Annotated in this window: 15 protein-coding genes; 7 read left to right on the top strand and 8 right to left on the bottom strand. The window is 44.6% G+C overall.

Features of this window, described 5'->3' with window-relative positions; translation table 11 throughout:
- Positions 1-29: 29 nt before the first annotated feature.
- On the top strand, positions 30-362 hold the full coding sequence (locus tag ACYVGR_RS24000; protein WP_460961728.1) for a nuclear transport factor 2 family protein: 333 nt from the start codon (positions 30-32) through the stop codon (positions 360-362).
- 557 nt (positions 363-919) lie between these two features.
- On the opposite strand, the gene ACYVGR_RS23995 is transcribed toward ACYVGR_RS24000, so the two are convergent.
- Together ACYVGR_RS23995 and ACYVGR_RS23990 are read right to left on the bottom strand one after the other, a co-directional pair.
- The gene (locus tag ACYVGR_RS23995; protein ID WP_460961511.1) at positions 920-2,830 is read right to left on the bottom strand and encodes a PAS domain-containing sensor histidine kinase; all 1,911 of its coding nucleotides are present in this window, start codon (positions 2,828-2,830) and stop codon (positions 920-922) included.
- Between the two features lie 151 nt (positions 2,831-2,981).
- Positions 2,982-6,389: a PAS domain S-box protein gene (locus ACYVGR_RS23990; protein WP_460961509.1), complete on the bottom strand. Its 3,408-nt coding sequence runs from the start codon at positions 6,387-6,389 to the stop codon at positions 2,982-2,984.
- A gap of 1,382 nt (positions 6,390-7,771) precedes the next feature.
- On the opposite strand from ACYVGR_RS23990, the gene ACYVGR_RS23985 reads away from it, so the two are divergent.
- From ACYVGR_RS23985 to ACYVGR_RS23975, 3 genes are all read left to right on the top strand, one after another.
- Complete coding sequence (locus tag ACYVGR_RS23985; protein ID WP_460961507.1) at positions 7,772-8,248, top strand: YybH family protein; 477 nt, start codon at positions 7,772-7,774, stop codon at positions 8,246-8,248.
- Positions 8,249-8,537: 289 nt separating this feature from the next.
- A complete protein-coding gene (locus ACYVGR_RS23980) occupies positions 8,538-9,113 on the top strand; it encodes a cupin domain-containing protein (protein ID WP_460961505.1) in 576 nt (191 codons plus the stop codon).
- A gap of 351 nt (positions 9,114-9,464) precedes the next feature.
- Positions 9,465-10,055 carry a serine aminopeptidase domain-containing protein gene (locus ACYVGR_RS23975; protein WP_460961502.1) on the top strand — a complete coding sequence of 197 codons (591 nt, stop codon included), beginning with the start codon at positions 9,465-9,467 and terminating at the stop codon, positions 10,053-10,055.
- Positions 10,056-10,358: 303 nt separating this feature from the next.
- Here ACYVGR_RS23975 and ACYVGR_RS23970 read toward each other — a convergent pair whose 3' ends face one another.
- From ACYVGR_RS23970 to ACYVGR_RS23950, 5 genes are all read right to left on the bottom strand, one after another.
- A complete protein-coding gene (locus ACYVGR_RS23970; protein ID WP_460961500.1) occupies positions 10,359-11,222 on the bottom strand; it encodes an SDR family oxidoreductase in 864 nt (287 codons plus the stop codon).
- A gap of 74 nt (positions 11,223-11,296) precedes the next feature.
- A complete protein-coding gene (locus tag ACYVGR_RS23965) occupies positions 11,297-11,866 on the bottom strand; it encodes a Crp/Fnr family transcriptional regulator (RefSeq protein ID WP_460961498.1) in 570 nt (189 codons plus the stop codon).
- 189 nt (positions 11,867-12,055) lie between these two features.
- Positions 12,056-12,451, bottom strand: coding sequence for a hypothetical protein (locus tag ACYVGR_RS23960; RefSeq protein ID WP_460961496.1), 396 nt, complete (start codon positions 12,449-12,451; stop codon positions 12,056-12,058).
- A gap of 651 nt (positions 12,452-13,102) precedes the next feature.
- Complete coding sequence (locus tag ACYVGR_RS23955) at positions 13,103-14,635, bottom strand: glycoside hydrolase family 32 protein (protein ID WP_460961494.1); 1,533 nt, start codon at positions 14,633-14,635, stop codon at positions 13,103-13,105.
- Positions 14,636-14,660: 25 nt separating this feature from the next.
- A complete protein-coding gene (locus ACYVGR_RS23950; protein WP_460961492.1) occupies positions 14,661-15,554 on the bottom strand; it encodes a carbohydrate kinase family protein in 894 nt (297 codons plus the stop codon).
- Positions 15,555-15,996: 442 nt separating this feature from the next.
- Here ACYVGR_RS23950 and ACYVGR_RS23945 point away from each other — a divergent pair, with 442 nt between their 5' ends.
- The 3 genes from ACYVGR_RS23945 (at position 15,997) to ACYVGR_RS23935 (ending at position 19,504) form a co-directional block, all read left to right on the top strand.
- Positions 15,997-17,094, top strand: a complete 1,098-nt coding sequence (locus ACYVGR_RS23945; RefSeq protein WP_460961490.1) for a Nif3-like dinuclear metal center hexameric protein — start codon at positions 15,997-15,999, stop codon at positions 17,092-17,094.
- Between the two features lie 116 nt (positions 17,095-17,210).
- Positions 17,211-17,966, top strand: a complete 756-nt coding sequence (locus ACYVGR_RS23940; protein ID WP_182461115.1) for a zinc ribbon domain-containing protein — start codon at positions 17,211-17,213, stop codon at positions 17,964-17,966.
- Positions 17,967-18,004: 38 nt separating this feature from the next.
- Complete coding sequence (locus tag ACYVGR_RS23935; protein WP_460961487.1) at positions 18,005-19,504, top strand: tetratricopeptide repeat protein; 1,500 nt, start codon at positions 18,005-18,007, stop codon at positions 19,502-19,504.
- A 62-nt stretch (positions 19,505-19,566) separates the two neighbouring features.
- On the opposite strand, the gene ACYVGR_RS23930 is transcribed toward ACYVGR_RS23935, so the two are convergent.
- Positions 19,567-22,416, bottom strand: a complete 2,850-nt coding sequence (locus ACYVGR_RS23930; protein WP_460961485.1) for a PAS domain S-box protein — start codon at positions 22,414-22,416, stop codon at positions 19,567-19,569.
- Between the last annotated feature and the right edge of the window lie 176 nt (positions 22,417-22,592).

The raw sequence follows: 22,592 nt of genomic DNA, 5'->3' as shown, positions 1-22,592 counted from the left end.
GCTGTCAATTTGTGTTGTAAGACAACTACATTAATACCGTCCGGTGGAATGATGCGCGAAGCGGTCTTGTAAAAGAGCAAGCTCTCCGCTTTGCCGATGAATGGATCGGTGCCTTCAATGCCCATGATCTAGTTGCAATTCTGGCGCACTATGCCGATGAACTGGAATTTTATTCACCTTTTGTTCCACTGCTCAAGTTTAATGAAACCGGCTGTATCACCAACAAAGGTGATCTGGAACATTATTTTGGGATCGGTCTGGGCACTTATCTCGATCTGCACTTTAGCCTGCACCGAGTTTTTGTAGGAATTAACTCATTGGTTATTGAATATACTTCGGTGAATGGCCAACTGGCCAGCTAAGTCTTCCACTTGAATGAGCGTGATCAGGTTGAGAAAGTATTTTGCCACTACACTTGAACAATTCATATGAAGCCTATTAAGTCGCAGCTTAAACAAATTCCTTTATTTAATGAGTGATAACGAATTAGTAGCCCATGCCGTCAAAGGATTAGAACGGGAATAAAATTCAGAAGGGAAATTATTATAGGGGAGCACTAATTTAATGGTTAAATCCGGTAAGTTGTCCGTTCCTGAACCTTGCCAACTTACCGAGCCATAAACCACCCCATGAACGGGGTTGATATATGAAAGCTACATCGTCTCATCTTGGAGCATTTTTTGAGAGGCTTTAATTGTTTCCTCTACATAACGTGAATAATGGCTCAGCTTCCATTTAATTCTTTGATTATCAGTGTTTTTTGTCATCCCGACGCAGGAGGGATCTTCGCTAACAGCAGCACATTCTAGCTACCGAACCGGGCCGCCGGAGCGGATCCCTCCTGCGTCGGGATGACAAAACCATCTTTTAGTAAACTGATTGTCAGTGGTTTATATATTATATCAACCCATTATTCACGTTACATAGGTAAATAAATTGCGAATGAGGCTCCCTTTCCATATTCGCTTTGGGATACAATCACTCCGTGATGGTTCTCCACTATCCGTTGACAAATAGCTAAGCCAATCCCTGTACCAGGATATACTCCTTTGTGTATTTGCTGGAAAACACCGAAAATGCGTTTATTGTATTTGCTCTCAAAGCCAATTCCATTATCATGGACGGTAACCACATGATAGGCCGAAACAAAGCCTTTAGCCAACACCGAAGGTGGCAACTCATTGATTTTCAAACACTGGTAACTGATGCGAATATTAGGTTGTTCCCCAGTTGATACAAACTTTATACTATTCGACAACAGCTCTTCAAATAGTTGTTCTAACTGGGAGACATCTCCTTCTATGACTGGCAAGTTTTCTACCTCGAGGTGAGCTTTTGTTTGTTTAATAGGCACTTCTAGGATGCCTATTACTTTATTTATGACTGACGTCAAGGAGATAGTTACAAATGGTTTACGAATAGTGGATACACGAGAGTATGCGAGTAGTGCTTTTAAGAGCATAGACATTCTCTGAGCAGATGCCTGCATCCGATCTAAATAATCCCTACCGTCTCCTAGCGCATCACCGTAGCCCGTTTTGAGTAAATCGCCAAATTGTTGAATCTTTCTTAATGGTTCCTGTAAATCATGGGAGGCTACAAAGTTAAATTCTTGTATATTATTACTGGTACGTTGTAGCGATTGAGTAAGCTGATCAATCGTTTGTTGGCACTCATACCGTTCGGTAATGTCTAACGTGCTTAGTAAGATGTATTGGTCAACTTTTACAACAGTAGAGTCAAACCAGACGGTCCGGCCATTAAATTGACACGTTTCGAAAAATTGTTGTGATTGTTCCGTAATTAATAGTTGCTTGACTGCTTCAAATACCTGGGTTTCCTGGAAACCAGGATGTAGTACTGAGAAGTGTTGCTGAACCAGTTGATCGGATGTCTGGCCTGCAATTTTGGCATAGACTTCATTACAGCGCACGATGCAAAAGTCTATCAGTTCTCCTTGTTGAAAAATTGGATTAAACAGTATTAATAAAGCGTTACTATTAGCAAATAAAGTGTGCAGAAACGATTCCTGTTGTTGAGAAATCAGTTCTAGTTTCTTATGGTAAGTGATATCATTATAAGTAACCATAAGCCCATTACTTACCCTCGTGACAGATACTTCTCGCCATATACTGTAATCTGGATAGAAATGCTCTCCCTGGTAAGCCACTCCAGTCAGAAAGACGGTTCGATAAGTAGTAAACAACCCAAAAGAGTCGGTAGCGGGATAAATCTCACGCAGCGTTTTGCCTATGAGTTGCTGACGCTGAAATCCACTCATGGCTAACCCCACATCGTTGATTAAGACGAATCGGAAGTCTACAGGTATATTGTGGTCGTCTAGCACTGGCTCGAAGAACGTAACCCCACTAGTAAAGAGGTTAAAAAGCTGGTCAATTAGTTGCGTTGGTTTTTCTAACTGAAGCTGTTTCTCATCAATTTTTGGCGCAATAATTAGAAGAACTTTGTCCTCTAATGGCATGATAGTAAAATTATAGCGGATAGGTTGGCGACTATAATGGTTAATAAACTCGTCTTCAATTTGTCTGCTTTTCTGAGTTAGTAAAAGCTCTTTAAACAGCTTGAAAAAATTAGCCGCCTTAGGCAGAGGAAATAATTGGATAAGACGTTTACCGATTAGTTCATCAGCTGGTTTCCCCATCCTATCTATAAATACTGGATTTGCCTCAGCTAAGAAAAAGCTACTAATTTGACTAGTGCCTGAAAAAATACTCTGAAATACAGCTAAGCCATCCTTTGATTCATTCCAAACGTCCTGAAGAAGCTGTAAGTTGTTCGAATTGGGCTGATGTATTGAATGAGTGGGCATAATAAAAAAATTTCTTCATAGGTTAAGAATTAAATAAAATGTTAACGTTGACTAAACCAGTTTGTCATTACCTATTTACTCTGGTGATGGTGGCTATTATTGCCCCCTTGAACTATAAGTTTAAATCTTTATTTAACTTAGTGGGTAGTTACTAGCTTGATTTATTCATGCTGCCAGTCGCTATTAATTGATCGACTACCTCCTCAACTACCTCGCCAAGACGTGAAATTAAGTGTTCCAGTCGCGGGCTAGCCTGGTAGATTTCTGCGTTTTTATCAATGCTAACTAATACATCAGCTAGCGAGGTAATACCAAGTGTTGCTACGGAAGGATGAAGCCGATGGGCGAGCTGGCTAACTTTTTTAAAGTCATTTGCTTCATAAGCCGTTTTCATTTCTTTAATGCCTGCTGGCACCAGATCAATAAACATGCTAACCATTTCCCAAATAAATTCCTCATCACCCTGAGCAATTGATCGGAGTTGAGAAAGGTCAAAAAGACTATCCTGATTTTCTGTTTCGCTAGTAGTCTTAGGGAAGGCACTAGCTTTCCCCAACCATTTTGCCACTACGGTAAGTAGGCTTGATTCATCGAAAGGTTTAGACAAATAATCATTCATGCCAGCCCTCATAAACTTTTCCCGGTCCCCTGAAACAGCTAAGGCGGTTAAGGCAATAATCGGCAATTGGCCTTTTATTTTTTCTCGAATCTGTTTGGTAGCTTCCAGGCCATCCATAATCGGCATGTGAACATCCATCAATACCAGATTATACGGTTGCGCTTTTAGTTTTTCAAAAGCTTCCAAACCATTCCGAGCCTCATCGATCAGCGCTCCATAATTTTTAAGGATGGTAGAAGCAAGTAACCGGTTCATTTCATTATCATCCACCACCAGAATCTTACTCCCTGAAAGGAAGTCCGTATTAATCTGTTCGGGCTGTTTGTGGGGTAAATCGCTAGATTCTCCTTTGTTAAAAGGTATGCAGAAAGTTACAGTGGTTCCCACCTGTTTTTGGCTTTTCACCTCAATCTGACCACCCATTAAGTCAACCAGATTTTTGCAGATGCTCATGCCGAGCCCTGTGCCGCCAAATCGACGGGTGATGGATGTATCCTCTTGGCTAAAAGTTTGAAAAATTGTTCGGACAAACTCATCGTCCATGCCTATTCCCGTATCCTGTACAGTTGCTTGAATTATTTGCCGGGTAGCATCCTCCTTAACAACCTGACAACTAATGTCAACTCTTCCCTTATCAGTAAACTTAATCGCATTCGAAATCAGGTTAAGTAGTATTTGCGTCAGCCGATGGGGATCGCCTATTAAAACAGGCGCTATTCGGGTATCGAAAAATGAATTGGTGAATAACAATCCCTTTTCTTCGGCCCGATGGTTCATGATTTGGATCACCTTCTTTATCAGTTGGTGAGGTTCGAAGCCAATCTGTTCTATGGTAAGTTTTCCCGCTTCGATTTTGGATAGATCCAGGATATCATTAATAATGACCAGTAGATTGTCGGAAGCCGCCTGGATGATATTCAGATAGAACTGCTGTTGTTCAGTTAACGAGGTTTTTTTGAGTTGATTACTCATACCCATTATGGCGTTCATAGGTGTTCTGATTTCATGGCTCATATTGGCCAGAAATAATTCTTTCGAACGAGTCGATTCCTCAGCGGTAGCTTTGGCTACTTTGAGAGCGATCTCTAGCTCTTTCTGATGGGTAATATCAATGTGGGTACCAATAATTTTTAGTGGATTTCCAGTCGTATCCTGCTCAGTTACAACCCCCCGATCAAGCACCCAGTTGATCGATCCATCTTTATGGATCATTCGGTACTCAAGCGAATGGCGGGCACGTAAACCAGCTCTATACATTTTGTCGTTTTCTTCAAGTATAGGGCGGTCGACCGGATGAACTTGACGCCACCATAAACCGGCCAGATCCGTTAACTCATCAATTGGAAAGCCCAGCAACTTATTCGATGGATTAGAAAAATAGGTTTTCTGGGTACGAAAATCATGTTCCCAATAATTATCGCCAACGTTGGTCAGCGCCATCCGCAACTTTTCTTCGTACTCTTTAAGCTGACGCTGCACAATTTTTTCCTGGGAAATATCTTCCACGATAAAAAAATATTGTGTAATGGCCTGCTGTTTGTCAATGATCGGCTGGCCACTGATGCGTGCCCAGAACCAGCTTTTATCCTGCCTATAATAGATGCCCTCTAGTGTAAAGCTTTGGCCTTGGTTGAGTGCTTTCTCAATAGCAATTGGACTGGTGGCATCCGTGTATTGTCCTTGGCAGATGTCAAAGAGGGTTTTGCCTGAAACTTGGTTGAAATTGTATTGAGTAAGCTTTTGAAAGCCCTCATTAACCCAAAAAATTTTACCGCTGAGGTCGACGAAAATAACGCCATTTTGGTTGGCGCTGGCCACCAGAGATAGCTTCTCTAGCTCAGATTCATATTTTTTACGTTCGGACACATCCCGAATGAATGAACAGAAGAACTCATTGTCTCCCTGTTTTAACGGAATAATGTATAACTCGATGGGAAAGGTTTTTTTTGCCCGGTTGAGTGCTGGCAATTCTAGTGTCTTCCCCAATACCCGGCCCTCCCCGGTTTGCACATACGATCGCAACCCTTGGGTATGACTATCCCGATGAACCGTTGGGATTATTAAATCCGATAATTTCTGCCCGAGTGCCTCCTGGCTGGTCCATCCAAATATTTTTTCGGCTTGCGGGTTCCAGAATGTGATTACTCCCTCAATATCTATAGTAATGATGGCATCGAGTGCCCCATTCATAATCAGACGGTTCTTTAACTCACTTTGTTCCAACGCATCCCGGCTCTTTTTCTGTTCAGTAATATTGGTATAGCTCCAAAGATGGCCTTTGTAATTGTGGTCCAGGAATAACGGAATGTAATCCCTCTGATATACACTTCCATTCGCCAGTTCCAGAATCTCTCCCTTGACCAGCTTTTTCTCCGACAGAATGGTATTAATGCGACGAACAAACTGTTCTGGTTCGTTAAATAAGTCTTTTGACGCTTCGGCTGCATGGGTACAGTCAACGCCCTGTAAAGCTTCTGGTGAAACCGGAATATTAAATAACTCACAGAAAACTTGGTTTGTGAAGGCAACGGCTCGATTTTCATCTTCCAGTAGTACCCCATTCTCCATGTTTGTAATCAGCGACTTAAAAACTTTTTCAGCATTTTTTCGCTGATTAATTTGCTGATGAAGGAAACGGGCTATCGATAATAAATCGTTAGCTTCCGTTTGGAAATTTGACTCACTGATTGTGTTTACAGCTTCTTCAAGCTTTTGAACGGAGAGTTTTTTTATTTGAAGTTCACTTTTTAAAGTAGCGTGTAATGCACTGTATTCTTTTTCGCTAATTGAGAAGGCCCGCTCGGTAAGTTCCCGATCCCGTTCATAGGCGAGATAGGATCGATCAACTGCTTCCAGAAATTTGATCACTTCAGGCGCTTGTTGAAATTCGCTGGTTAAATAGCGGGAAATTTGACGGGTGAGTAACTTAGAATAAGCCATATAAATGAGACTAAAGACTGATCGTTTCGCAAAATCGACTCTTCAAAAAAGCAAAGTCTACAGTTAGCAAAGCCCTTCTACCTATATTCAAATAATTCGTAAACGAATTATTGTTTCTATCGGCCGCAAGTACAGTGTTAGGTTTATATTTATCTGGTTTTCAGTGCACTTTTCGAAGGTCTTTCCACTTCGGTTGGCATTCAATTGTACTTTTTAGATTATGAAACGTAAACGGTTTCATTACATAATCATCGGTGCCTAGCTCCATGCCATCTCGCAAATGAACCATGTGCGCTTTATCTAAAAAATAAATAGACTATGAGCAGTTTCTGAATTGGAACGAATATTTTCCAGAAACTGAGAACCATTTATATTCTCCATCATAATATCTCACATGATCAGTTTGAGAAACCATTTTTTTACTTTTATCAGATCAGCTACCCCAGCCTAAGCTGTTCGCACATCATATCCATGCGAAATCGATTGTTCAGTTACAGTAACACGAATTTGCGCTACGTCTTCAACAATTGGTATATGCTTCAGCATGCACAAACAAGGTCCAACGGCTCATGGCAATTAGTACTGATCTGTTTATGATTGCTAACGTAAAATTTAAAAAGTTGCTGAGTAATTAGGAGTAAAGTTGAGTAGAAGGCAACATAATTGAGATATTTATATGGTCTCAATACATGGCGAAAAGAAAAGATGCTAGTATACTAATATGTAGGAAACGAATCCTTGGGTTGACTCAGTAGCTACTAGTATTTTAGATATAGCTGATAAAGAAGTAAAACTATTTATATAATTTATAATTGAAAAATAATAAGGAAAAATTTAAATATAACATTATAGATAGAGGTTAATATAAGAGAAAGCTCCTCTTAAAACAAACTGGTATCAAGAGCCATACTATAGTGTACCCCTTCATTATGCCCTATTTGATGGCGCTTAGTTTGTTGAACTTAGCTAACGATCTAGTGTTTTACTTGGGAGCATTTAATGAGAATAGATTCTATCCGTCCCAATACATTCGTCCGTTTATATTGTGACAAGAATAATGTTACGGTCTGTTGTTACCGATTTCTGAAAGTGGCTAGTGCTTGTCCAATTTAGATTCTATAAATTCTCAGGGCCGCCCGCGCGGTTGATTCTATCGTTTCTGATTATCAGTACAATAGCAATCGGAAGAATCTATAGAAACAGTTAGAATCTAGTTTGTCAACGCACTAGCTTTACAGATAGAAGATTAAATAATAGCACATAGCTATCCAATGGCGAGTCAACGAACATATACCCTTGAATAAAAAGAGGACAGTAGTGTAGCAGGACGAGAGTAACTTGGCCTTATTCAGCTCACGAATAAACTATACCTTCATTTTATCATGAAAAAGATAGTACTGGCCCTAATCGCCCTTTCAAGCTTGTTGGCTCACTCAACAAGTGCCCAAAACGACAACCAGACAGCAACCCAAGAAGCCATCAAATCAGTCATTGCCAACTATGAACAGGCTTGGAATCGTCATGATGCTAAAGCATTAGCTCAGCAATACCATACGGATGCCACCTGGGTCAACTGGTTTGGTGCCTATTACAAAGGCCGCGCTCAGATTGAGAAGCACTATCAAACCACCCATACGACCTATTTCAAATCGACTCAGTTTACCACCCGTTCCATTGAAGATATAACCATGCTCAAACCGGATATGGCCCTTGTTCATGTCCGTACGGATTTAAGCGGGGATGAACGCTATCCAGGCCAGACTTTCCGGTTTCGCCGAACGATCCTCTTAACCAACAAAGAAGGCAGCTGGCGCATATTGGCAGGCCAAAACGCTAAGCTTAATGAAGGAATAGACTAACATACAACCAGTAAGTTAACTGTAGTTCACGCATCACTTATCCTAAAGTCAGTGGCTGCTGCAAAAGGCACATTCAGGGTAAATTGGAACTCCATTCCTTACCAATTTTGGATTAAAATTGCCGATTAATTGAGTCCGAAAGAAGTCATACCATTTGTGGCAGCGACAGACGGAAGTCCCCCACTTATACAACTCTATTGACCGCTGGCTAAACAACTTACGAGCGGTGTTGTAAACCTTAGTTTATTCGTAGGAATGACTCAATCTTGATACAATAGCCTGAATTGATATGCACCGAAATAGTTTCTTAAAAGCTGGTTTGGCGACAGCTACCTTCCTGGCTTCTCCTTTCTTGTGGGCAGCCCACACCTTAAAAAACTACCGCGTTGACAAAGGGTTTAAAGTCGATGCAGGGAAGGACCGATTTAATCATGCTATTTCCCTTTTTGATGGCGATACCTTTATGACCAAGGTATCCACTAAAGATACCAATGGCGATTTGTACGTGTATGAATCTACTCGCGTTAAAGAAGGAGGACCTGCTCTTCACACCCACTTTGATCAGGATGAGTTGTGGTATGTGCTGGAAGGCGAGTTTCTGATTAAGGTTGGTGAGGTGATCCACCAGGCCAAGACGGGTGATAGTGTGTTTGGTCCGCGCAACATACCCCATTGTTTTGCCAAGGTAGGTCCTGGTGTTGGCCGGTTATTGATGACTTTTCAGCCAGCGGGTAAAATGGAAGAATTTTTCCAAAAGGTAAGCGAAGGGGCCCTTAAACCGATGAGTGAAGCTGAACAAGATAAATTCCGAGAGGAGCATGGTTTTAAACGGGTTGGTCCTGCCCTCAACCAGTTAAAAAAGTAGCGTCGAGGAGGCATAGATACAGGTAGTTGTAGTTGGTATGCTACGACTAATCATTGACAGTTTTTGACGCTGGCGGTCAAAACAAACACCTCATTGGTGAAGCAGATATAGGGGGGCGTCTCATTGGGGAGGGGTTTACCCCCAATTAAGTAAATTTGCTTGCCTAGTAGCAATTCTAAAACAGCAATGAGCCAATATTTTACAAGCCTTCTTTTTAGCGTATTGATGGCCTCGTCAACTTGGGCTAGCAACACAAATAGTCTAGTTGATTCTACCCATGTTGCGATTAAAACCGATTCGCTGAAGCTATTTGATACCCTTCGCAGTCGGCTCATTCCCGTGTTTTTATACATGCCTCGAACAGTAAATGCCCCCTTAAAGCTGGCTGTGCTTAGTCATGGGTATGAAGGTAGTAACAAAGCCTATTCCTTCATTGCTCAGAATTTAGTGGCCCATGGGTACTTGGTCGCTAGTATCCAGCACGAGCTACCCACCGACGAGCCTTTACCGATGACAGGTAGGCCTTATGAAGTCAGAATGCCTAATTGGCAGCGCGGTTCGGAGAACATTCACTTTGTAATCGAAGCCCTCCAAAAGCAGCGACCTGATTTAGATGCTAAACATGTGCTGTTGATTGGTCACTCGAATGGCGGTGATATGACGGTGTTGTTTGCCCAGCAACATCCCACCCTAGTGAGCCAGGTGATCTCGTTAGATAATCGACGTATGCCTCTACCCAGAGTCCGCTCCCCTCGCATCCTCTCGATACGCTCTAGTGATCAGGTAGCTGACCAAGGGGTACTGCCTACAGAAGAAGAACAGCGAGCATTGGGCATACAGATTGTTCAACTGCCGGCCACGCTTCATAACGATATGTGGGACGGGGCCACTCAACGTCAGAAACAGGAGATTAATCGAATTATATCCGCTTTCATCGATTGAACGAAAGCCAGCATGTCTTGTCAACTGCATGAGCACTTTAAAGGCTAAAGCGGACTCTTAGTAACGAAGAAATCTTTTTTACAATAAAATGATAAGTATCATACAACTATTGCATGTGTACGTAACCTTACTTATACATTCTCTTTATCGCTGGAATTATCGATATGCAACGCTCTCTTCGTCTCAGTTGGGAGGAATTTATGAAACGCTGTAGCAGTAAATCTTAGCTACAATACGCTAACAGCTAGAAACAAAAAGCGGCAGGAGCCCACGCCACTGCCGTTCCCGTTAAATCTGTTCCACTTATAATAACTCGCTCATCCCGAACACTGTCAATCCTTTGGCAAATTGTTCGGCTACGACCTGGTTGGCGGCTTCAATGTATTGACCGGTGATGGGGTCGACCACGGTGCGTAAGGGTCGGGTGCCTTTCGGCGTGCCGATCAGTTTTACAATGGCATCGGCAACATCCTGCGGGTTAGGCTTTTTAGCCTGCATTTCTCCGCCCAAGGCGGCTATCATTTTATTGGGTATATCGGCAATGGCGCCGTACCCCTCAAATACACTCTGATCAGATGCGGGGTTGTTCTTTTGCTGCATTTCGGTCGGGAAAGCGCCCGGCTCCACAAGGGCCACCTCAATGCCTAAACGCTTTACCTCGTAATGCAGACCCTCGCTTATTCCTTCCAGCGCAAATTTGGAGGCCGCATAAATGGTAGCAAAGGGGAACGATACCCGCCCAAAGCCGCTGGTCACGTTAATGATCAGTCCTTCGGCCTGTTGGCGCATGGCGGGCAGCACCTGCTTGATCAGTCGCCAGGGGGCATACACGTTGATATCAAACGTGGTGTGCACATCGGCGGTGGTAAAGCTCTCGGCCACGCCACTCATGGCGTAACCAGCGTTGTTCACCAGTACATCAATAGCACCCTCTTTGGCCAAAATGGTTTCAACGGCCTGCTTCACGCTCGGCTCGTCGGTCAGGGTAACGTCCAAAACCGTCACGTTCGCTACGGCCGCAAGGGCCTTTGCTTTATCGGCATTACGACCCTGGGTATCGCGCATGGTGGCATATACTTGATGCCCTAAGGCGGCTACGCTGTGGGCGGTAAGCCAGCCAAAACCACTATTTGTTCCGGTTATCAATACGATCTTTTTGCTCATCATTTTTACGTTTAAATGAATAAGCAAAGGTTGAAAACGGCACTAAGAAACCCTTTATCATTTGGTAAAAAGCGCCGTTAACGGATATTACGGCGTATACGGCTCAGCGATTGTTGGGTGATGCCCAGGTAGGAGGCCACGTACGAAAGCGGGATGCGGTTGATCAGGCCGGGGAATGCCTCAATGAAGGAAAGATAACGCGTGGTGGCGTCTTCTGAAACCAGCGGACTGCGCCGTTCCATGGCCAGCGTCAGGCACTTTTTTACCATGTTGGCCTTCATCATGTCCCAGCCCACAATGGTGTTGGATAGCTGGTCCCAGTTCTTTTTGTTGAAAACCAGTACTTTGCAGTCGGTCACGGCCTGTACATATTCGGAGGCCACAATTTCCGATTCGAATTTTTCATTATCGACGACAAAATTGCCTTCGTCCACAAAATAATTGGTTATTTCTTGGCCCCTGTTATTATAATAGCAAAAGCGGAACACGCCTTCCAAGACGAAGGCCACATAGCGGGGCACCTTCCCGGCTTCCGACAGGTAGTCGTCTTTTTTAAATTCGAGCATTTCAACCTTGCTCAACAAAAACTCGATCTGCTGTTTATTGAGGTTACCAAATTGGAGGATAAGATTGATAAGTGCTTCCATCAGGTAAAGGTAGTACCCATGGCGGGGCTTCCATTTATCATATGGTAAAAAATGAGCCGAAGAGGACATTGTTTAGTGCCTTGTGAAAGGCCCGAATGACAGAGACGCAAATCGCTCTTCGTCTCAGGAGGGAGCATTTATGGGAGATAGAGAACTCCGAAACTAGAAAACTACTTGATGGCTTGGACACTAATGCTTCTCTAACAGAGAGTGACTTAGCCCAATAACGGGTAAGATCGGCAACAAATAAGCCCAGTGGTACCAAATTGGGTACTCTGTCCAAACAGCCGTCAGTAAGTGAACATAGGAGCCCCCGATGAACACTAGGGCACCCACCCACCAGGCACTTTTCCCCGCATCGTTGGCCAGTTTGGTCGCCATAACACTGGCCACAGCAGCCGCCAGTAGGCCGACTATTAACCTGGCTAACAGCATGGGCAGGGTGTAGGATTTATCAGAACTATGCGCGGCATAGTCCGCCCAGCTTAGCTGGAGTAGATGCAGGCCCAGTTTACCAACCAGCGCATAGGCAATCAATCCGGCCAGGAGTCCGAAGCTGAATTGTTTCGTTTTGTGATGGGCCATCCGTATCGTTGGCTAAGTTGCTCTATTTCAAAGAAAATGTAAACTGAGTAGTCACTATCTCCAGCCAACTGTAGGCGGGTAGGTTACTTGCCGTTGCGTTTTCTCAATTTGTTGCTGGGCCAGTACCTGCTGGGTAACATCAACCGCCATGTCCATAATACCATACACCTCCCCAGCCGCATTACGTAAGGGTTTATACGTAAAATCAAAAGAATAGGTACCCAGTACGCCATCAACTTAACCTACTAAATGCTCTTGTGTTTTCAAACATAGCCTTATTCGTTAAACGTTGATGAAAATTGACATTAGTCTACTTATCAGACAGTCGAATCCCTACTCTTCTCTACTGAATAGCTAAGCAAAACGATCGATCATTAAGCTAACGATACGGGTGTAAATACGCCAATTTGAGGTATGACTGCGACAAATTTTCGAATCTGGAATTATGCAAAAAAGTCGTTTCCTAAAAATAGGGAAACGACTTTCTAAAGCGTATCAAGGTCGATAACTAAGCCGGATCAGTTTAAACTTTATAGAATTTATGAACTTGTTTTTGTCATTTCGACGCAGGAGAAATCTTAAAGATTGATTAATGAGGAGCTTTAAGATTTCTCCTGCGTCGAAATGACAAAAAAACTAGTCAGTTACCTGTTAAAGACCGTTCTCTATAGAGGGAGCTAGTTTAGTATACGTCAAATTCGACAGCGTTATGCCTGTCGCCGACTTAATGAATAGTTGGTTCAGCAGCTGGTCGGGGAAAAAGATATCGGTCATTACGGTAAGCCCGTTGTCGGCAAACAGTTCAACAGAAGCCACATCTGCTAATATAGTCAGCGACATTACTTTATCTGTCGAGAAGCGGGGAGCCGAATGCCGTTTCGCGAATCCTTTTTCAAAGTCAACCTTACCTGAATGGCTACGATCTATGTAATACTGGTTAGCACGTTTATCGTAACCTATCACAACCTCATTGCCCTGCTTATTGGCCAACACGATCGAGAAATCAGTTGTGTTTTGCGTAGTTATTTCCAGCTTGAATAAGCCCGTAGCGTTTTTTGTCTTGGCCGTCAGATCATAACTGTTGTTTACTGATTGGTTTTTCAGTGAAAAGCGCTGCTCATTTAGCTCGTCCAATTCTTTTATGGGTTTGGAGGTCAGGAAAAGCTCCTTCCCAACTTCTTTCAGGCCAAGTTCGCGCGGAACGGTGTTTGCACTACGCCAGGCCTCGGTCGGGACTACAGTAGCGTATTGCCAGTTGCTCATCCAACCCATTAGAATAGTTCGGTTACCCGTGTTGGAGAAGGTTACACCGGCATAATTATCAGTCCCGTAATCCATCCATTTAGTTTCTTTCGAGTAGGCCTTGAAGTTTTTACCGTTAAAATCACCGACAAAATACTGGGCCGCCGAACCTCCATTGGGTCCACCCGGATTAATATTCACGATCAATACCCATACGGTTTTGCCGTTGTGATTCAGTGGAATTAAATCCGGACACTCCCAAACACCACCATGCGCCCCAGCATTGATCCCAAACTCACTTTCCTTCGTCCAGGATTTTAGATTGGGCGACGAATAAAACGTGATGTGATCTTTGGTTGCCAAGGTCATGATCCATTTCTTCTCTGCCTCATACCATCGAACTTTCGGATCTCGAAAATCAGTAATACCGGGGTTGGGAAGGACTGGATTACCCGCATATTTGGTCCAGGTTTTCCCTTCATCCAGGCTATAGGCCAGGCTCTGAGATTCTACCTGATCGGGTTTTTGCTTCTCTAAGTTGGGATTATGGTGCGTAAAAATAGCGACCAATGGCACCTGCCCATTTTTACCAAAACCACTCGTATTGTTCACATCAACCACGGCACTTCCCGAAAAAATATAGCCTAAACTGTCGGGATACAGCGCAATGGGTTGCTCCTTCCAATGCACCATGTCTTTGCTGGTCGCGTGGCCCCAGTGCATTGGTCCCCAGACGGTTGCTTTGGGGTAGTACTGAAAAAACAGATGATACGTCCCTTTGTAATAGACCATTCCATTCGGGTCATTCATCCAATGCGCCCTGGGCGTAAAATGAAACTGCGGCCGATAGGGGTCCGATTTCATCGGTACGTGATGACTCTGCCCGAATGAAAAATGACTCAAAACAACGAATAGCAGACTGGTCAGACGTATTTTTCGCATGATGTTTAGTGAAGATGGTCAACGTTTAGGAGACTTCCGCTTGCAGAATCTTATGCGTGATGGTTTCCTCCGTGAAGGTGGGTGTAGCTCCTCGTTGCGTAGCAACATAAGCACCCGTTGCACAGGCAAATTCGAGCGTATTTTGCGGGGAAGCGCCTTGTAACGTTTTATAGATAAAAGCGGCCAGAAACGCATCGCCACTACCAATGGTGTCTTCTACCTCAACCGAAAAACCGGCCTGCTGTGTAAAACCATCCTTATCGAGCAAAGCTGCCCCCTTTTCACCAAGTGTTACGCACAACGTTTCCAACTGATAGCGCTCGCGCAGTTGCAGCATAGCCTGTTTCAGATCGGTTTCATCGCTGTACCACTCCGACAATTCGACTAACTCATGTTCATTCAGTTTAGCAATATCGGCTCGATAGAGAAGTTCTTCAACGGTTGCTCGTTCATAATGTGGAGCGCGGAGGTTCACATCAAATACTTTTTTGGGAGCTACTTCCAGCAAAGCAAGCAACGTTTCATGCGACTGCTGACTACGGGCAACCAGACTGCCATACACAAACAACGTACTTTGCCGAACTGCTTCGAGCAGTAGCGGCTCCAGAAAGATATAATCCCAGGCTACAGGCTGTACAATCTTGTACGTCACTTCGTTGGTATCCGAAAGGTTGGCTTTGGCAATGCCCGTCAGGTGGGAGTGGCCAATTTGAACGAGGTCAAGCGGGAGTTGCTTTTCGGCTAAAAAGGCCAGGAGTTCTTTCCCCAATTCATCGCTCCCAACGCGACTAATGAGTTGTGCATTCAGGCCGAAATTACGTAGATCGGCTGCAACGTTCATGGGGGCTCCGCCGGGTTGTTTGCTGGTTGGTAACACATCCCAGAGGATTTCGCCGAAACAGGTTATTGTTGGTGTCATTATAAGTGGTTTAGAAATCGCAACTTGTCCTATACAAACAGGATGCCATACGGTTGTTTACTCATCGTAGAGCCAAAACCGAAAGTAGCTTGTTGGTTTTAGTCAAACTTAGGGCAGGGGAGGGACAAGGAGTGTTTGAAAGTCGTTCAAATTCTTTCAATTATCATGATAGTATCATTGTGTTGTGAATCAGACGCTTGAGTGTCTACTATTCTTCTAGACTTTCGATTTTGTGCTATGAAATTTCAATTTTGTCTCAGTTAGTTGACCACCTTTTTTGTAAATGTTGTTCCGAAAAATCGACGGATTAGAGTAGGCTATTTACCTTAATCTGACGATTTGCCTCAATAACACATACAGTCATAAAGCTGCGGTAGCTAGATGGCCCGCTAAACGTCGTTACTTTTGTGAAAATTCTGGCATTTATTTGCCGATACTGATTATGCCCCAGATTCGACACCTCACCGCTTACCTTGAAGCATTCGCCCCGCTCGCCTATCAGGAATCTTACGACAATTCAGGGTTAATCGTAGGCGACCCTTCGACCGAGATAACGGGCGTTTTGGTGACCCTCGATACGACTGAAGCCGTTGTTGAGGAAGCGATTGCCAAAGGCTGTAATCTTATTGTAGCCCATCATCCTATTGTATTTAAAGGGCTAAAAAAACTGAACGGCAAAACCTACGTTGAGCGAACGGTCATTAAAGCCATAAAACACGACATTGCCATTTATGCCGCCCATACTAATTTAGACAATGTAACGGGTGGCGTTAATTTCAAGATTGCCGAAAAGCTCAAGCTCCAAAACGTACGTGTGTTGGCTCCTAAAACGCAGGTCTTGTCCAAGCTGGTCGTCTTCGTCCCCAACGCTGACTTAACAGCTGTGTTGACGGCTATTTATGAAGCTGGCGGAGGTCGTATTGACACCTATGAACATTGCTCGTTTCGAGTGAATGGAGAGGGGACATTTAAGCCCCTGGATGGAGCCAGCCCGACAGTTGGCGCTGTTGGCCAGGACGAGACGGTTGACGAACAACGGCTGGAAGTGCTCGTACCGACTTATCTGGAGAACACTGTAGTCGCTGTCATGAAACGCGCTCACTCGTATGAAGTTCCGGCCTATGATCTCTATCCGCTCAATAATGCGAATCAAACAGTCGGTTCGGGAGCTATCGGCGAATTAGAAGAACCAATGGACAGCAGCCTGTGGCTTACTTATCTGAAAGAGCAGATGGCCCTGAACCTGATCCGCTACACACCTTTGCCTACTCATCCAATCAAACGTGTGGCTGTGTGTGGGGGAGTAGGCAGCTTCTTATTACCCGATGCGATACGAGCAGGGGCCGATGTGTTTGTCACGGCTGATTATAAATATCACGAGTTTTTTGACGCCGACGGTCGCATTTGTATTTGCGACATTGGGCATTATGAAAGCGAGATATTTACGAAAGAATTGATTTTCGGGCATTTGACAAAAAAATTCTCTACTTTTGCGGTAATTTTATCTGAAACGGACACGAATCCAATTCGATACTTTTAATGAATAATGTATAATGAATAATGTAAAACACTGGAGTCGCTGATTTTCAGAAAGTTACAATACATATCATTATACATTAGACATTATTCATTATACATTAAAACACAAATCTCCGAATGGAACTAACGATTGCGCAGAAATTAGACGCTCTCCTTAAATTACAATCTCTTGATTCTCAACTAGATGAACTGATCAAAATTCGCGGAGGATTGCCTGAAGAGGTACGCGACCTGGAAGATGACATCGCTGGCTTCGAAACCCGGATTGGTAAGTTTCAGAGCGAAATCAAGACATTAGAAGAAGATATTGAGCGCAATCGCATTGCGAAGAAAGATGCCGAGAAGCTGATCACTAAGTATAAAGATCAGCAAATGAATGTGCGGAATAATCGCGAATTCGACGCTATTTCTAAAGAAATCGAATTGCAGTCGCTCGAAATCGAACTCGTTGAAAAACGGGCGAATGAAGCTCAATTCCGGGTTCGAGGCAAAGAAGAGGAAATCAAAACAACTCAGGCCGCTCTGAACGAACGGAAAGAAGACCTGAAAGCGAAAAAGCAGGAGCTTGATCAGATCACTTCGGAAAGCCAGGAAGAAGAAAAAGAAATCATCAAACAACGTGATCATCAGGCAACTACGATTGAGCCACGTTTGTTGAATTCGTACAACAAAATTCGCGGTAACGCACTCAACGGCCTGGCCGTTGTGATGGTGAAACGTGGTGCTTGTGGTGGCTGCTTCAACGTAGTTCCTCCTCAGCGTCAGGCGGATATTAAAGACAAAAAGAAAATCATCGTTTGCGAACACTGCGGACGGATTTTCGCTGATGTTGAAGGTGCGCCTGAACCAGCTCCAACGGGCCGCGGACGGTAGTTTACTCAAAAACACCGGGTTGAAACCCGGCGCAAGAGATGAAGAGAATATTGTCAACTGCACCGGGTTTCAACCCGGTGTTTTTGTTTTTGCTCCTCTGCATCCCCATAGTGGCCCACGCGCAGGACTTTGTCTGGACTCCCGGTTTACAACGTGCCTATGCCGACCTGCAAAAACTAAAAGTGCAGTCGGCCAGACAAACACTAGCGGCCGAAACAGGGCAAACGGGCATTCGCATCTTCCTGGACGATTACGCCGATATGCTCCTGCTCGTTACCTCCGATGATGACCGGGCCTTTGCTACCCTGGGCGATCGCGAAGACGATCGCTTAAGTGCCTTAAAGAAGTTGGACGATAATTCTCCCTGGCAGCGGGTACTATTGGCCGAAGTTCGTTTGCATTGGGCCTTTAGCAAACTCAAATTTGGCAAAGAGCTTAGCGCCAGTTGGGATGTTATTCGGGCGTACAAGCTATTGAGCGAAAACCAGAAGCTGTTTCCCAACTTCCTGCCGACATACAAATCGCTGGGTACTTTGCATGTTATGATTGGGTCGGTGCCCGATAATTACGTTTGGGTAGCCAATCTATTGGGACTACACGGTAATATCAAACAAGGGCAACAGGAATTACAACGAGCACAACAAGACCCCACCTTTCGGCTCGAAGCCCGGTTGATCGACCTGATGATTCGGGCTTATGTCGTAAAGTTTACTGATTCAGATGGGCAAGCCCTGCAGCAGCTTGTTAGTGAACACACTGATAATCTACTACTGCATTTTTTTGGAGCGACCATTGAGCAGAAAAATGGGCATAGTGAACAAGCGCTAAGCTATTTGATCAAACGGCCCACGGGGCCGGCTTATCAATCGTTGCCAGTCATCGAAAATATTCTGGGTGATATTTACCTCCAAAAAGGAGATTATCTAACGGCAACAAACCATTTCAGACAGTTTTTAGCGACTTATAAAGGTCAGAATTTCCTGAAAGATTCGTATTACAAGTTATTTCTTTGCCAGTGGTTACCTACTAACCAGACTGAAGTGCAGGCACAGTCTTTCCTCCAAAAGGTATTGACAGTTGGTCGCACAACAGTCGAATCAGATAAAGCGGCTCAGAAATTTGCGGAAGCTTACTTTAAAAAAGGAGTGTCACCTAATCAAAAAGTATTGATGCGGGCACGACTTGCTTCAGACGGTGGCTTTACGGATAGCGCACTCGCTTGCCTCCGCCCATATAACGCGGCAACGTTTTCGTTAACGACCGAGAAAGCAGAGTACAATTACCGCATGGGGCGTATCTACCAACGTCGGAATGATCCCGATGCTGCTGTTCCGTACCTTAAGTATGCCTTAACGCTCAGTGAACCCGATCAACTTTCATTTGGTGCAACGGCAGCCTTGCAACTGGGGTATATTTATCAACAAAAAAACGACCGGACGCGCGCCCGATCGTTTTTCCAGAAAGCCCTCAGTTTTAAGCACCACGAGTATAAAAACAGCGTAGACAATAAAGCGAGAGCAGGATTAAGTCAGTTGTAATTTGATCAAGACATGAGTCACATCTTGTAACCCAATTTGTCTGAAATGACGGGAGCTAATAATCAAATCGGTAAATACACACTAAACGTAGCTCCCTGACCGGGGCGGCTTTTGGCCGTAATCACTCCCCCATGATTCGTTACTACTTTTTGGCAGATCGCCAGCCCGATCCCAGTTCCGGCAAACTCATCTTTGCCGTGCAGCCGCTGGAACACTTGAAAAATGCGATCGATATACTTCTCGTCAAAACCGATTCCGTTATCAACGACTTCAATACACTGGTAGGTTTCTGCGAATCGCGTTGGCTTAAGAAAAGGAGGGAGCTGCGAAGCCTGTATTTGCTGCGTGCGAACAACGATTTGTGGACGTTGGCCACCATCTGCTTGCTTTGTACGACTGAATTTGATTGCATTGCTCAGAAGATTCTGGAACAGTTGCTCTAGCTGTAAGCCATCACCCGGCACCGAAGGTAACTTTTCAATAACAATGTGCGTACCTGTTTCTTCAATAGATACGGCCAGGCTATCGAGTACTCGCTCAATAATGTGGTTTAGTGACACCGGATTGGTTGATGCCAGCTTAGTCGAAATCCGGGAAAAAGCCAGGAGATCTTTAATTAACTGAGACATTCGGCTGGCAGCCAGCTGCATACGTTCCAGATGAGCTCTTCCTTCGCCTAGCTGGTTACCATATCGATCAATTAGCAGATCGCCAAACTGCTGGACTTTGCGCAAAGGTTCCTGCAAATCATGGGAGGCAATGTAGGCGAATTGCTCCAGGTTCTGATTGGAACGAGTCAGCAGGAAGTTGCTTTCTTCGAGCCGTCGATTAGCGAGCATGACTTCTTCACTGGCTGTCGTAAGCTCTTCATTATTAGCCGCCAGTTCCTCATTGATGGCTTCCAGTTCTTCCGTGCGCTGTTGCACCTGCTGCTCCAGAGCGAGCTGAAGATGCCGTTGTGCAGTTACATCCTGTACCGTACCGTTGAATCGATAGACTTTACCTGCCTCATTGAAAAAAGCTTTGCCCTGAGCTCGTAAGATTCGTTCCTGGATCGTGTGACTCGCTTCTACTGTATATTCGATCTCATATAAACCGGTAGAGCCGGGCACCATTGCCTTGGCAATGGCTTCCTGTATCCGCGCTTTATCGGATTCCCGAATCGCGGCCATTGATGCCTCGCGCGTAATAGGCCCATCAGGATCTAGTCCATACCAGATTCTGAGTCGCGGAGAATAGTCGATGATGCCCGTTGTCAAATCCATTTGCCAGGTGCCTAGCTGAGCCAGTTCAATGGCCGCTTGTAAGGCTTCTTCGGCTTCTTCTACTTTTTGCCGGGCCACTACCTGACTGGTTATGTCAGAAGCCGTAACAATCACTCCGTATACCTCGCCAGCCGTATTGTGTAAGGCTTTGAAGATGTAATCGTAATAGCCCCAGCGAGGCTGCTCCGCATTACCTAACTGTATTCTGACTTCGGGTTGGTAATGGGTTTCGCCCGTTGCAAAGACTTGACCAAGTAGCTGAGCAATTGGCGTGGTCAGTAATTCAGGCAGGGCTTCTCTAAACGGCTTTCCGATAATAGTTTCATCGCGCCCCAGCAAAGCCAACATCTTTTCATTGACCATGCGGATCTCCATAGGCTCTCCTACAAAAACTACCTTGGCGACGGGCGAATGATGAAACACATTCCTGGAAAACAGCTCACTTTCTTCCAGCGCCCGTTGAGCGATCAGTTCGGGCCGCCTATCTCGCATAACGGCCCCTATGGCAATGGGCTGTCCACTGTGCGGATCATCGATACGGATCGTGTTATTATATACCGGGAAAATCTCTCCCGTCTTCAAGTGACGGACGAGCATTTCTCCCGACCAGTGGCCTTTACTCATTACGGAGGGAAGTACTTCTTGGGCAACCAAGTCAAAATGCTCCGGAGCATGTAACTGTGATATGGGTGTTTCCCGAACTTGTTGGGCATTGTCGAAGCCCAGCATGGTTATTCCCGCCTTGTTGATATAGGAGTTTGTACCATCCAATTCCAAAATGGACATCAGCTCTACGCTATTATCAACCAGAGTAAGCAATCTGCGTTGTGTTTCCTGGGCTGTAAGCTCGGCCCGTAAATCGCGCATAGTAAATCCTCGGCCCAGCGGTTTTCCCGTATTGGGGTCATCGATACGAATACCACTTGCCTGACAGGGGATTGATTCTCCAGTTTTAAAATGTTTCAATTCGACCCGACCTGTCCAATATCCCTGGCTCAGTAAGGTGGGAATGGCTACTTCCTGAATGAAACGGTAGTTTTCTGGGCTATAAAAATCAGCGACGATTTTCCCTGTCTGCAGATCTGATTTATCCAGACCTACTAGTGTTCGACCAGCTTCATTAATGTACGTGACCCGGCCGTCTAAGTCAGCGATGGCCATAAAACTAAGGCTATTGTCGACCAGCGCCAGCAATTTTTGCTGGTTATCGCGCATGGCTACTTCCTTCGTGATGTCTTCAATGACTGAGAATAAGCTTTGTACCTTACCTTCTGTCTTACAAAGGACGGTTGTGTTTACCTTGACCCATATCCAGTGCCCTTGTTTATGAAGACAACGTATTTGATTGACCAATGATCCTGTACTACCGCTTAACAATTCGCTAAAGTGGACTTCATACAGGTGTAAGTCATTGGGATGGATGGTCGCGCTGAAGGGCTTCGTGACTAAATCAGTGGCATCAAATCCGACTAGTACCTTAAATGCGTCGTTTGTATGGAGAACCGTACCATCTGATTGAGCGATGATCAAACCTACGGATGCTCTACTAAACGCATCTGCGAGGTGTTGTTCTATTGGCTGGAGTGGTTGCTGGCTGCCTCGTGCTGAGGTAGGTTGTTTTTTGACCCGCTTCTTATCGTCAGTCACGTTTTTGAACGTTCGCCTTGAGGTGATAAAAAAACAAAACTAGCAGATAGTGGCTACGGATGCTAACCGGTTAGGCGCGTAAATTCATTTGGAGAATTGAGCGCTTAATAGTTTTTATGGATCAAGGTCAAAATTTGTGGAGCATCTTGAATTAAGCATATAACTGGGTGAGCCGA

Source organism: Spirosoma litoris, assembly GCF_054776755.1.
This window is presented reverse-complemented; position numbering and strand designations above follow the sequence as displayed.